Raw genomic sequence first — 13,460 nt, forward strand, 5'->3', positions numbered from 1 at the left:
AAAATGGAAGAATTTTTAAATAAAAGGAAATCAAGACTGGTGGCGGTCAGTCTGTTGATCATTTTATCAGTGGTTGTGATATTTGCAGGTTCCCGGCTTTACAGTCAATACCGGGAGCAGGTGATCCGGACGGAGGAAAGTCAGCTTTTAACCATGGCGGGAATCGTCGGAAATAACCTCAATTCCTACATGGAACAGCAGCTTGAGGAGATTGACCTGTTTTATTCCCAGGAAGGAATGCCGGAAAATGTCTGGGCGGAGTATGGCGGAATCAATGCGAGGACAGCTTACTTTTTAAAGGAAAATGTAGGGGTCTATAACTGGATTACTGTAACGGAACCGGATGGAACAAAATTCCGGTATGAACCGGGGAAAAAGACGTTTCGGGAATCTGCGGACGGAGAAGTGAAAGCAGTGGCTTCGCAGGACGGAAATCATCCTGCAGAGATCACGGGAAAGGAAATATCGGATCAGACGGGATGGTATGAGCTTTATATTGAGAAGAATGTCCCTGTCGGATCTGAGGTCTATATGCTCACATTTGCCATGGACCTTGGAGCGCTGTATGAGAAGATCGTCGCGCCGGTAAAGATCGGAGAAGCCGGATATTCCAGCGTCAAAGACCAGAATATGAACATCATCATGCACCATGTAAAGAACCAGATCGGTCTTGAAGCGGTGGATGGACGTATTGAGAGGTATCCATATCTTGACATGAGCAGCCTGAATGCCTGGATCATGAGGCAGGAAAATGAGAACTCCGGAACCGGTGTGATCGATACATATGTATGGGATGATCCTGAATTAAAAAGAGTCCGCCGCGTCGTTGCGTTTCAGGCGATCTCGATTCAGGGAGAACGCTGGATCGTCAATTCCACACTGCCGGTCCATGAACTTTCGGGACCGCTTGAGAGCATGATGACCATGCTGATCGGCGTGATGATCCTGTACATGCTGATCCTTGCGGTGATCATGGTATTTTTCCTGAGAAACCGTTTTCTGGCGGAATCCCAGCAAAAGGAGATCACGTATCTAAAAGAGATCAATCATGGAATGGAGATGCTCGTCCAGAAAAACAACGAGATCCGGCATTACCAGCGAATCCAGTCGCTGGGAATGATGGCGAGCCACATTGCGCATGAATTCAACAATTATCTGACACCGGTGCTGATCTATGCGGAGCTTCTTGAAAATGATGAATCCATCTCTTCCGAAAATCAGGAGATGATCCATGAGATCACAAAGTCGGTGGATCAGGCATCGAATCTGTCAAAAGAACTGCTCGCCTTTTCCAGACAGGATACCGGTGTGCGGCTGGAACCACTGAACTTTACGGAAGAAGTCAGGAATGCGGTATCCATCGTGCGACAGCTTGCCCCGGCGGCGATCACGTTGAAAACAGAGATCACGGAGGAACCGCTATATGTGTTGGGACGCAGACGGATGGCGGAGCACATTTTGATGAATCTCTGCAAAAACGCGTTTCAGGCTATGGAAAAGACCGAGAGAAAGGAGTTGTGGATCCGGCTGGCGGCAAAAGGGAATGATGCGATCCGCCTGCTGGTATCTGATACCGGCTGCGGAATCGGAGATGATGCCATGCAGAAGATCTTTGAACCGTTCTACACAACAAAAGGATCGAGACAGGGTACCGGACTCGGTCTTTCGGTGGTTCGGAATATGGTGACATCGGTCGGTGGAACGATCTGTGTAGAGAGCAAAGCGGGTGAGGGAACAACATTTGTCATTGAGATCCCGCAGAACGGCCCGGAAGTGGAGGCTGACGGCCGGAAACGGCTGAAGCATGTACAAAAGATCGCCATTGTATCCGGCGAAGAATCTGCAAAGACCTGGAAAGCGGCCGCATCTCACAGCCGGAAGACAGTGGATCTGTACGCACACCCGGCGGCCCTTATCGACCGGGTCCAGAAAGATCCGTCAGCCTATGATCTTCTGATCGCGGAGTACACACTGCCGACCATGAACGGAATCGAGCTGTGTGAGGTGGTTCGCCGCATCAATCCGGAAATTCGCCTGATCCTCATCGCGGAACAGGGAGGAGCCGATTTCGAATGGTACCTGAATAACGGCATGATCGACCGGTTTATGCTGAAAGATGAGTTTGCGGAGGAATTTGCGGAGATGTTTGAAGGGTAAACAGAGAAGAATCCATTGTGGAAAACGGGAGCGGCAGGACCTGACTCCGTTGCAGGAAGTATCCCACCTCAATGAAAAAGGAAGCAATCGAAAAGGCAACCGCAGACCTCAACCCTATTCTCATCTCGCAGATCGACTTCACATTCAAAGATGATGAAGAAACACTTAAGAAGCTTTATGGTTTGATGTAAAAGATTATCCCGACTTTTTTGAGATATTTTCACAGAAAAACGGTGTATTCCGCCAGAATTCCTGATAATCACAAAGCCGGGATAAGTGGTGTAAGAGGACGGGAGCTAATCACTCCCGTCCTACTCGATTTTCTGTCAGCTTTCACTGATTAGAACCATTCATGGGGTCTCACATATGTTCATCTTGATATGCCTGAGTCATTGCTTCCGCAACGGCTGTATCCTGTTCAACGGTGCCGCCGGATACGCCGATGGCTCCGATGCAGCACGTTCCTGAGAATAAAGGAATGCCGCCGCCAAAGAGACAAAATTGACCTGGGTGGGTATTTTGGAGACCATACAGAGGTTGTCCGGGCAAAACGGAGGCAGCGGATTCTCCTGTAGGAGACCGGAGAGCCAAAGCGGTAAAGGCCTTTGCCTGAGCGATGGAAAGACTTGCAAGAAGAGCTCCGTCCATCCGGTGCAGGGCAGTCAGATTTCCTCCCTCATCCACTACGGCGAGTACCATGGGAACGCCGATATGGATTGCTTTTTGCTCTCCGGCTAAAATGAGATGCTTCGCCTGCTCCAGGCACATTCGTTCTTTTCCGGCTGCTTTCAGTATAGCTTTTGCAAACAGCTTCAGATCTGTGTTGCTGTCAGATATGCCAGGAATCCTATTTTCAAATCTACATTGCTTATCAGAATCATTCAAATCAAACACCTCCTGTCGATTTCAAAGATTGTGTGTAACGGTTTCGTACCTTACGATTGCGTTACAAACTTGTCACGGTTAGAGTCGATCCCCGACTAAGAGAAAGAACTTATGATTACAGCAGATGTCTGTATAATTCAGGATCCGGATGGGCAATGACAACACTGTCTAAGACCATACCGGTGCCTTCTGCCGATTTTATTCCGGCATCCACGGAGGCGGTGACAGCGGATACATCACCGGTCATGGTGACAAAGGACTTGCCCCCGATACCGGTTCCGAGCCGGATTTCCAGAAGATCCACATCCGCAGCCTTCGCTGCAGCATCGGCAGCCAGAATGGCAGCTGTGACAGAGAAAAACTCCATAACCCCTAATGCACGAAGCCGCTCCGGGGCAGAAGACATATTGATGGCTTCAACGACCTGCGGATGGATCCTAGGCAGGATAAGGCGGTCGATCACATTTGAGGACGAAGCAGCCTGACCTGCGTCAAGAGCCGCTTCTACGGAAGAGACTTCGCCGGTAATTAAGATCTGGTACTTTCCCGGACAGCTGGGACGGGCGGCGATCAGAGCAATGTCTGCTGCCTTGATCATTTCATCGGCAGCGAGAATTCCTTTCGAGATACTGTTTAATTCAAGAAAACCTATGGTAATCATTGTCCGCCTCCTTTTTTAATTACGACAAAGCGATCCGTTACTTCTGTAACGATTCCTTCGATGCTTGCATGGATCCGTGCGCCTAAGCTGTTTTCAGGCATCTGACCGACAAGCGCTCCTTCGGATATGGTCTGACCGGCAACAACAACAGGAACGCATGGCGCTCCGATGTGCTGTGACAGTGGGATAGATACCTGCTCAGGCTGAAGCTCGAGGCATTCTGTGATCTTATAGTCATAGTAAGCATCCACGCCGAGCCTTGTAGCGATCCGGTGGGAAGAAACGCGGCGGTATTCCCGCTCCGGAAGCTGCTGCAGTGGTTCGGTCGGCTTCTGGTAACGGAAGCCCTGTTTGCGGAGAAGCCCTTTCATGTAGAGATTGACCTGGCGCGGATAGATTCCCATCGGACAGGCATAATTTTCACATAAACCACATTCGCTGCAGATCATAGCCTGCTGCACATCCTTATCGGAAAGAAGTGTTTCCGGATCCTCACAGAAGGCCAGTTTCCGCATGATCATGTGAGGCTTTAACGGATGTCCGGTGAGATAACGCGGACACATCTGGGTACAGTAGGAACACTGGATACAGCTGGTTTTAGCAAGTTTTAATGAGAGTGCAACCGGAACAGATTTTTTATGAATCAGCTCTGTGTCCTCCGGAAGCACCACAAATCCGGAGGTGGTTTTTGTAACGACCAGATTTTTCGCTTCTTCTTTTGTATAAAGCTTACCCATCATAGGACCGCCGACCAGTACATGGTAATCCTCAAGGGATGTACCGCCTGCCATGGCAAGGCAATCGGCAAAGGATGCGCCGAGCGGAGCATGAACAATGACCGGATTTGCCACGGCGCCTGTCATGGTCAGGTATTTGCGGGTAAAGATCTGATCCCGGGAAGCCTGATAGATGGAATACATGGTAGCAGTATTGGAAATTACACATCCAACATCCAGAGGAATACCGGATGGAGGAACGGTTCTTCCTGTTACATCGCATACCATGATCTGCTCATCACCTGCCGGGTAGAAGTTTTTCATCCGGAAGAGCTTAACCGGGGAAGCAGTCTTCTTGATCGCTTCCGTAAGTGCGTTGATTTCTTCATCGTAAGTCTCCTTTAATGCGATGTAGATGTGGGCAGCGCCGGTCATAGCACCGGTCATGGCTGCAGCGGTCACGATCTCTTCCGCCTTATTTACCATAAGCCAACGGTCGGTGCGCAGCAGAGGCTCACATTCTGCAGCATTGACGATCAGGTATTCAACTTTACAGTTCAGCTTTTTGTGGGTGGGGAAGCCTGCTCCTCCACAGCCGACAATTCCGGCAGCTTCAATCTGCTTTAGAAGTGTCATGGGAAAACCTCCTTGCTGACCGCCATATAAAAGACAACGGGAGGGCGGTCTGATATAAGTTTATTATACGGGGCTGCAGACCCTTGCGCAATTTACAGGGAAAAGGAAAAAAAGGTAAAATTGAAATATAAGGATAAACAGAATAGTGAGCTGGAAAGTCTTAAAAATACATAAAACAGGTTTGATTCCTGTAAAAAAGGTGCCAGAGACCCATGATAGAATAAATAGAGTATACAGGAAGGACTTATATAGAACGTACGTGGGACGTATGCAGGACCTGATAAGTGATTCCGCGGATCGAAGTGAAAATGTTCTTAACAGAGAATATAAGGAGAGGAGGAGAGGCTTTATATGGAGATCAAGGAATGGAACGGAAGCCAGAATGATCTGATGCGGATCATCCAGGAATCCGTTCCCGGCAAGCAGATCACAATGGCTCATATTATTTCCAGTCCGGATCCGGTGATCTATAAAAAGCTTGGACTGGACCCGAGGATTGATTACAAAAAGGCAGCGATCGGTGTTCTGACCCAGACACCCAGCGAGACAGCCATTATCACCGCAGATCTGGCCCTTAAGGCTGCAGCGATCGAGATCGGTTTTATTGACCGTTTCAGCGGAACGCTGATCATCACAGGGACGATTTCAGATGTGGCGATCGCATTTGAAAAAATTTTGGAGTACACAAAACGGGAACTTGGATTTACAGTCTGCCCGATCACGAAGGCATAAAACGCCTTAGGTGTGTACAGGAAATATCCCTGCCTGCGGAGGTGGAAACGTGAAAAAAATTATGCTGGTAGGGAGAAGCGGAGCCGGAAAGACGACGCTTACCCAGGCGATGAAGGGGAAAAAGATTACTTATCATAAAACCCAGTACATCAACAATTATGATGTGATTATTGACACACCGGGGGAGTATGCGGAGAACAAAACTTTAGCCAGGGCCCTGGTGATCTACTCCTATGAAGCGGATGTGGTAGGGCTTTTGATGAGTGCGGTGGAGGACTACTCTCTTTACAGCCCCAATATCGTCTCTTTAGCAACCCGCGACGTGATAGGAATCGTCACTCAGATAGACCGGGAAGATGCGCGGGTTGATTTGGCAACCATGTGGCTGGAACTTGCAGGGTGCAAGAAGATCTTCTATGTCAATTCCATTGATGGAGAAGGCGTAGGAGATATTCTTGACTATCTGAGAGAGGATGGGGATGTGCTTCCATGGGAGAAAGGAGGAGATGAGACACAGTGAAAAAGGTACTGATGATTGCTGGGGATTTCACAGAGGATTATGAGGTCATGGTCCCCTATCAGGCTCTTTTGATGGCAGGGGTTGCTGTGGATGTTGTATGCCCGGAAAAGGAAAAAGGGGATAACATAAAAACGGCGATCCACGATTTTGAAGGAGATCAGACTTATACAGAAAAGCCGGGACATAAGTTTACACTGAATGCGTCCTTTGCGTATCTGCGTCTGGAAGAGTATGACGGGCTGTTTCTGACAGGCGGCAGAGCACCGGAATATCTGCGGCTTGATGGCCGCGTGTTAGATATCACACGTTATTTTATGGAGCTTCAAAAGCCGGTGGCGGCGATCTGTCACGGCGTCCAGATATTGACTGCAGCCGGTGTGGTAAAGGGAAAGACATTAACTGCTTATCCGGCAGTAAAACCGGAGGTGGAGATGGCCGGAGGAATCTATGTGGAGAAAGAGCCGTGGGAGGCTGTGACAGATGGAAATCTTACGACATCTCCTGCTTGGCCGGGAAATCCGGAGATCCTTAAGAGCTTCTTAGTGCTTCTGGGAGTACGGATTTTCTCATAGGATGCCTGCAGCCGGTTGAAATTAATTCGCCATAAAAAGGCCTGTCTGCACGGATATAAGTGAGAGCGGTATGTGACTTTGCGGCATGGCTGAATAGTTATAAATAGTAATAAAAAAATACACGGATGTCTGAATTTTACATAGAAACGGTTTTATATGTATTCGTGCATTTTATCTGTTTTATCGTATGATAAGGATATGAGCGTCAGAGATTTAACAAAATCTCAAACTATACAATAAATTTTAAGGAGGATACTTATGATTTCAAGAGGTTTTTCAGAGCCGACCGACAGAGTCAAGAGACTTAAAAAAGCGATTGTGGATGCGATTCCGTATGTAGAGTCCGAGAGAGCAGTTCTGGTAACGGAGTCTTACAAAGAGACCGAAGGTCTGTCCCCGATCATGCGCCGTGCGAAAGCTGCAGAGAAGATCTTTAACAATCTTCCTATTACGATCCACAAGGACGAGCTGATCGTCGGAGCAATCACCAAGAACCTTCGTTCTACAGAAATCTGCCCGGAGTTTTCCTATGACTGGGTTGAAAAAGAGTTCGATACCATGGGAACCAGAATGGCTGACCCGTTCCAGATTCCGAAGGATACCGCCAATGAGTTAAGAGAAGCTTTCAAATATTGGGAAGGCAAAACCACCAGCGCACTGGCAGATTCCTATATGTCTCAGGAGACCAAGGACTGTATCGCAAATGGCGTATTCACAGTAGGAAACTACTTCTACGGCGGCGTTGGTCATGTTTGTGTTGATTACGGCAAAGTATTAAAGATCGGTTTTACCGGAATCATCAAACAGGCTATCGATGCTATGAATCAGATGGATCTGATGGATCCGGAGTATATTAAGAAGAAAAACTTCTACGAAGCAATTGTGATCACCTACAGCGCAGCTATCAACTTTGCTCATCGTTATGCAGCAAAGGCAAGAGAGATGGCAGCCGGCTGTCCGGATCCGGTAAGAAAAGCAGAGCTGCTTCAGATCGCAGCTAACTGTGACCGTGTTCCGGAAAGAGGAGCAACCAACTTCTACGAGGCTTGCCAGGCATTCTGGTTCGTACAGATTCTTCTTCAGATTGAGGCAAACGGCCACTCCATTTCCCCGGGACGTTTTGACCAGTATATGTATCCGTACCTGGCTATGGATAAATCTATTTCCAAAGAGTTCGCTCAGGAACTGGTAGATTGTATCTGGGTTAAATTAAACGACGTTAACAAGACAAGAGATGAAATCTCCGCTCAGGCATTCGCTGGATACGCAGTATTCCAGAACCTCATCGTAGGTGGTCAGACCGAAGACGGACTTGACGCTACCAACGAAGTTTCCTATATGTGTATGGAGGCAGTTGCTCACGTTAAACTTCCGGCACCGTCCTTCTCCATCCGTGTTCATCAGAATACACCGGACGAGTTCTTATACAGAGCTTGCGAGGTTACGCGTTTAGGACTTGGTGTTCCGGCTATGTACAATGACGAAGTTATCATTCCGGCACTCTGCAACAGAGGCGTTTCCCTGGCAGATGCAAGAAGCTACTGTATCATTGGTTGTGTAGAACCGCAGTGCCCGCATAAGACAGAGGGATGGCATGACGCAGCATTCTTCAACATTGCTAAGGTTCTTGAGATCACACTGAACAATGGTAAAGTCGGCGACAAGCAGTTAGGACCGCAGACTGGTGATATGACTTCCTTCCACAGCGTAGATGATATCTTTGCAGCTTACAAGAAGCAGATGGAATACTTCGTATACCACCTGGCAGAGGCTGACAACTGTGTAGACTTTGCTCATGCTGAGAGAGCTCCGCTTCCGTTCCTTTCCGCTCTGGTTGATGACTGTATCGGAAGAGGTAAGAGTGTTCAGGAAGGCGGCGCTATCTATAACTTCACAGGTCCGCAGGCATTTGGTGTTGCTGACTCCGGTGACTCCATCTGCGCAATTAAGAAACATGTATTTGAGAATAAAGAAGTTACCATGGAGCAGTTAAAAGAAGCTCTGGCTAACAACTTTGGTTACAGCTGCACAGCAGGCGCTCCGGCAGCAGCTCCGGCTGATGATGAAGCGAAGATCTACGAAGCAGTGAAGAGAATCTTAAGCAACAACGGTTCTATCAACATTGCAGAGCTTCAGGCACAGTTAAGCACAGGCACCTGCGGATGGGAGAGCGGAAGACCGAATTACACAGCAGGAAATCCGGCGCCGTCCAATGAGCAGTTCGCTAAGATCAAGAGAATTATGGAGAACACTCCGTGGTTCGGTAATGATGATGACGAAGTAGATATGCTGGCTAGAAAATGTGGTCAGATCTACTCCTACGAGGTTGAGAAATATAAGAACCCGAGAGGCGGTCAGTTCCAGGCAGGATGCTATCCGGTATCTGCAAACGTATTATTCGGTAAAGATGTATTAGCACTTCCGGATGGACGTTTAGCTCATGCTCCGTTAGCAGACGGCGTTTCCCCGAGACAGGGTAAAGATACAAATGGTCCGACTGCAGCAGCTATGTCCGTTGCAAAGCTTGACCATGAGAACTACTCCAACGGTACTCTTTACAATCAGAAGTTCCTTCCGTCCGCACTGGCAGGCGATGAGGGCTTAAAGAGATTCGCAGCGGTGGTTCGTACCTACTTTGATCACAAAGGAATGCACGTACAGTTCAACGTTATCGATAAAGAGACCCTTCTGGAAGCTCAGAGACATCCGGAAGAGCACAAGGATCTGGTTGTTCGTGTAGCAGGCTATAGTGCACAGTTCACCGTACTTGCAAAGGAAGTTCAGGACGATATCATCAGCCGTACCGAGCAGTCCTTCTAAATTAAGAGAGAGGGGAGCCGTCATGGATTCTATCAATTATAACGCATCAGGAACAGTCTTTGATATACAGAGATTTTCCCTCCACGATGGCCCGGGGATCAGGACGATCGTATTTTTGAAAGGCTGTCCCCTTTCCTGTAAATGGTGCAGCAATCCTGAATCACAGAACATGAAGCCGGTGATCATGTATAAGAAAAATGAGTGTCTTCACTGCGGGCGTTGCATCAACGCCTGCAGCAGAAAGGCAATCAGTTTTGAAAACAAAACCTTTATTGACCGGAGTATCTGCACCGGCTGCGGAGAATGTGCCAATGCCTGCCCGGCAGGAGCGTTGGTTGTGAAGGGCAAGACGATGACGGTTCAGCAGCTGATCAGGGAGCTGAAAAAGGACGCTACCACTTACAGACGTTCGGGAGGAGGAATCACTCTTTCAGGAGGAGAGCCTCTCGTACAGTATGAATTTGCCGCAGAGCTTCTGAGAGCATGCAAAGCGCAGGGTTGGGATACAGCAATTGAAACGACAGGCGCAGGCATCACGGAAGCAGTTGAAAAGGTAATTCCTTATGTGGATACAGTCCTTCTTGACATTAAGCACCTTGATACAGAGAAGCACAAAAAGTTTACAGGAATTGGAAATGAACAGATTTTAAAGAATGCAGCCAGAATCAGTCAGATCTCGAGTACAGTAGTTCGTGTTCCGGTTATTCCGGGCTTCAACTACTCGGAAGAAGAAATCAGAGCGATTACAGAGTTTGCAAAAACGCTGCGGGGTATGAGGACTATTCATCTGCTCCCGTATCATACCTTTGGCGAAAATAAATATGATCTGCTGGGACGTGATTATGCACTGGCAGACATTAAACCTCTGAAACCTGAGGAACTGGAGCATCTGAAAACCATGGTGGAACGGGAAGGTTTCCAGTGCATCATAGGCGGTTAATAACAGAATTAAAATGGAGGGATCAGAATGGATCAGCAGTTAATTGAAAAAGTTATGAGACAGGTATCTGATGAGCTTGGAATTAAAACAGAAGAGTGTAAAGCTGAGAGTGCTCCGGCAGAGTGCGCATCTCAGAATATCGGCATGACTGAGTTCGTAGGAACAGCCATGGGCGATACCATCGGACTTGTGATCGCAAGCGTAGATCCGATGTTAAAGGATGTTATGAATTTAGGCAAATTCCGTTCCATCGGAATTATCGGTGCAAGAACCGGTGCCGGCCCGCAGATCTGGGCAGTTGATGAGGCTGTAAAGGCTACTAATACAGAGATTATTTCTGTAGAGCTTCCGAGAGATACAAAGGGCGGCGCAGGTCATGGAAGCTTAATCTACATCGGTGCAGAGGATGTATCCGATGCCAGAAGAGCGGTAGAGATCGCACTTCAGGCAGTTCCGAAATATTTCGGCGATGTATACGGAAATGATGCAGGACATCTGGAGTTCCAGTATACCGCAAGAGCAAGCTACTGTCTTGAGAAAGCTCTCGGAGCACCGGTAGGCAGAGCATTTGGTATGACATGTGCAGGTCCGGCAGCAATCGGAACTGTTCTGGCCGATGTTGCAGTAAAGGCAGCAAATGTTGAAGTCGTTGGTTATACTTCTCCGGGTGCAGGAAGCCATTCAAACGAGGTTATCTTAACCTTTACAGGAGATTCCGGTGCAGTCAGACAGGCAGTAAAAGCAGCGATCGAAGCCGGAAAGAAGATGCTTGGCGCACTTGGCGATGAGCCGAAGTCATCCACAACACCGTACATCTAAAAACAGGATGTTGGGGCAAAAATCCTTTTGTAGGCAGACCTACGCCGAATTTCAGGCTTTTTGACTTCAGGCAGTAAATAAAATTTAGGAGGTTCTTATATGAATTCAGATGCATTAGGCATGGTTGAGACAAAAGGTCTCGTAGGCGCTATTGAGGCAGCTGATGCAATGGTTAAAGCAGCGAATGTATCCTTGGTTGGATATGAAAAAATTGGTTCCGGACTTGTTACCGTTATGGTACGCGGCGATGTAGGAGCTGTGAAAGCTTCTGTAGATGCAGGCGCAGCTTCTGCAAGAGCAGTTGGCGAAGTTGTATCTGTACACGTAATTCCGAGACCACATACAGATGTTGAGAAGATTCTTCCGCATATGGATTAATCGTCAGTAGGGAGGTGCTGCAGAACCAGATCCGGGTAGAAGCCAGAGCAGGTTTTGCAGCACCTTCTGAAATGAGGTGGAAATGTGAATATCAGCGAAAAACAGCTGCGTGAAACCATTATCCGGGTCCTTGCCAGGATAGAGGCAGAGGAAGGTCTTTTCCCGGTGACGAAGAAAAAGAAGATCTATATGGTCTGCACCGGCGGCTGGGATGAGCGGTATCTGAAATTTCTGAGAACGGTTCAGACGGACCGGGAAACAGTAATACCGGTGCTGACAGAGAAGCTTAGAGGTCAGGAAATCAAGTTCACAGGATACGGATGTGAAAGCATTCAATATCTGAGCGGAGAGGTTCCGGCAGATCTGGAGGATTCCGTTACCGTATTTCCGGTGGTTCCGAGAGACTTGGTTTCCAAGACAGCTCTTTGCATAAGCGATACACCGCAGACACAATGGATCACTTCCTGTATGGAAGCCGGAAGCAGGATTGTTTTTCTGATCTCCGGTCTTTCTCCCTTTAGCGGACGAGAGCCAAAGGCATATGTAAACAGGATTTTGTCGTACTATCGAACCGTGTTGGAATACGGCATAGAGCTTACTGGTGAGTACGAACCGAAGCCGGATAAGAAGCCGGCTTATGAAGAAACGCAGCAGGTTTACCGCCCGGCTGTTCTTCCTGTAACAGGCGGGATATCCGCTCAGACAGGAATGGTTAGAAAAAGCACGAAAAAACGTGTTATTTCTTCCAGAGATGTAGAACAGTATCAAAAAGGCGGTGTTCTTCTGGTGACAGAGGATGATATTATTACAGATCTGGCAAAAGACAGGGCCAGATTCTTACAAGTGAAATTTATGACAGAAGATGGGCAGCAGCGCTTTTAAACATTTTAAATAAAAGTTAAAAGAGAGCAGTTGAACATTGATAACTGAAATCCCGTTTCTGGACACATGTGTGAACAGTAACGAACATTGAGGTGAATCAGATATGAAACAGGCACTGGGATTAGTTGAGATTGCCGGACTGTGCATCGCTGTCGCAGCAGCAGATGCCATGGTGAAGGCAGCAAACGTAGAACTGGTGGAGCTGGAACCGGCTAAGGGCGGCGGCTATATGACAATCAAGGTCGTCGGCAATGTTGGTGCAGTCAATGCAGCTGTGATGGCAGGATGCCAGATCGGTAAAGAACACCAGAAGCTGGTAGCCTGGAAGGTAATTCCCCGTCCATCCGATTTTGTGGAAGATACATTTGTGATTCATAAGGCAGAAGAGCCGAAAGAGCCGGATCCAGATCCGACTCCGGAACCACCGGTAAAAACCCCGGAAGAAGCTCCGGAAGTGACTCCGGAGGAGGAACCTAAGGCAGCACCGGAAGAAAAGCCGGAGGAAACTTTGGTGGAGACACCGGAGGAAGCACCTCAGCCGGAGGACAAGGATTCCACAGAAGATAAGGTCGCAGAGGACAAGTGTGCAGAAGATGAGCCTGCACAGGAGGAAAAGGAGGTGTCGGAAACTCCGAACGAATCGGAGAATCCACAGACAACTGCAACACCGAAACGGCCTTCCAGGAGAACATCCAGAAAAAAATAAAAGATGACGGCGAAAAGCCGCTGAAAGGAACGTGAA

Annotated in this window: 13 protein-coding genes; 10 read left to right on the forward strand and 3 right to left on the reverse strand. The window is 48.1% G+C overall.

The window, feature by feature from the left end; all coding sequences use genetic code 11:
* Positions 1-3 precede the first annotated feature (3 nt).
* The gene (locus DW677_RS10105) at positions 4-2,157 is read left to right on the forward strand and encodes an ATP-binding protein (protein ID WP_117567110.1); all 2,154 of its coding nucleotides are present in this window, start codon (positions 4-6) and stop codon (positions 2,155-2,157) included.
* Between the two features lie 360 nt (positions 2,158-2,517).
* On the opposite strand, the gene DW677_RS10110 is transcribed toward DW677_RS10105, so the two are convergent.
* The 3 genes from DW677_RS10110 to DW677_RS10120 all read right to left on the reverse strand — a co-directional run bounded on the left by DW677_RS10110 (position 2,518) and on the right by DW677_RS10120 (position 5,055).
* Positions 2,518-3,042 (reverse strand): heme-binding protein, encoded by a 525-nt coding sequence (locus tag DW677_RS10110; protein ID WP_242992145.1) that lies wholly within the window; start codon positions 3,040-3,042, stop codon positions 2,518-2,520.
* Positions 3,043-3,157: 115 nt separating this feature from the next.
* Positions 3,158-3,703 (reverse strand): BMC domain-containing protein, encoded by a 546-nt coding sequence (locus DW677_RS10115; RefSeq protein ID WP_117469576.1) that lies wholly within the window; start codon positions 3,701-3,703, stop codon positions 3,158-3,160.
* Entirely contained in the window at positions 3,700-5,055 is a 1,356-nt protein-coding gene (locus DW677_RS10120) for a 4Fe-4S dicluster domain-containing protein (protein ID WP_117469577.1), read from the reverse strand. Before DW677_RS10120 ends, DW677_RS10115 begins: the two co-directional genes overlap by 4 nt.
* Before the next feature lie 351 nt (positions 5,056-5,406).
* On the opposite strand from DW677_RS10120, the gene DW677_RS10125 reads away from it, so the two are divergent.
* From DW677_RS10125 to DW677_RS19070, 9 genes are all read left to right on the forward strand, one after another.
* Positions 5,407-5,787, forward strand: coding sequence for a BMC domain-containing protein (locus tag DW677_RS10125; protein ID WP_117469578.1), 381 nt, complete (start codon positions 5,407-5,409; stop codon positions 5,785-5,787).
* A gap of 49 nt (positions 5,788-5,836) precedes the next feature.
* Positions 5,837-6,307, forward strand: a complete 471-nt coding sequence (gene eutP / locus DW677_RS10130; protein ID WP_117469579.1) for a EutP/PduV family microcompartment system protein — start codon at positions 5,837-5,839, stop codon at positions 6,305-6,307.
* Positions 6,304-6,879 (forward strand): DJ-1/PfpI family protein, encoded by a 576-nt coding sequence (locus DW677_RS10135; protein ID WP_117469580.1) that lies wholly within the window; start codon positions 6,304-6,306, stop codon positions 6,877-6,879. The genes eutP and DW677_RS10135 overlap by 4 nt, the downstream gene beginning before the upstream one ends.
* A gap of 258 nt (positions 6,880-7,137) precedes the next feature.
* Positions 7,138-9,699: a glycyl radical protein gene (locus tag DW677_RS10140; protein WP_117567112.1), complete on the forward strand. Its 2,562-nt coding sequence runs from the start codon at positions 7,138-7,140 to the stop codon at positions 9,697-9,699.
* A 22-nt stretch (positions 9,700-9,721) separates the two neighbouring features.
* Complete coding sequence (locus DW677_RS10145; protein WP_117471800.1) at positions 9,722-10,639, forward strand: glycyl-radical enzyme activating protein; 918 nt, start codon at positions 9,722-9,724, stop codon at positions 10,637-10,639.
* A gap of 27 nt (positions 10,640-10,666) precedes the next feature.
* Positions 10,667-11,458, forward strand: coding sequence for a propanediol utilization microcompartment protein PduB (pduB, locus tag DW677_RS10150; RefSeq protein ID WP_117471801.1), 792 nt, complete (start codon positions 10,667-10,669; stop codon positions 11,456-11,458).
* Positions 11,459-11,557: 99 nt separating this feature from the next.
* Positions 11,558-11,836, forward strand: coding sequence for a propanediol utilization microcompartment protein PduA (gene pduA, locus DW677_RS10155; protein ID WP_117469584.1), 279 nt, complete (start codon positions 11,558-11,560; stop codon positions 11,834-11,836).
* Positions 11,837-11,920: 84 nt separating this feature from the next.
* Positions 11,921-12,718, forward strand: coding sequence for a hypothetical protein (locus DW677_RS10160; RefSeq protein WP_117483139.1), 798 nt, complete (start codon positions 11,921-11,923; stop codon positions 12,716-12,718).
* A 103-nt stretch (positions 12,719-12,821) separates the two neighbouring features.
* Complete coding sequence (locus DW677_RS19070) at positions 12,822-13,424, forward strand: BMC domain-containing protein (protein ID WP_117483138.1); 603 nt, start codon at positions 12,822-12,824, stop codon at positions 13,422-13,424.
* Positions 13,425-13,460: the final 36 nt, after the last annotated feature.

Origin of the sequence: Clostridium sp. AM25-23AC, assembly GCF_003435125.1 — a bacterium.
GTDB lineage: Bacteria > Bacillota > Clostridia > Lachnospirales > Lachnospiraceae > Pilosibacter > Pilosibacter fragilis.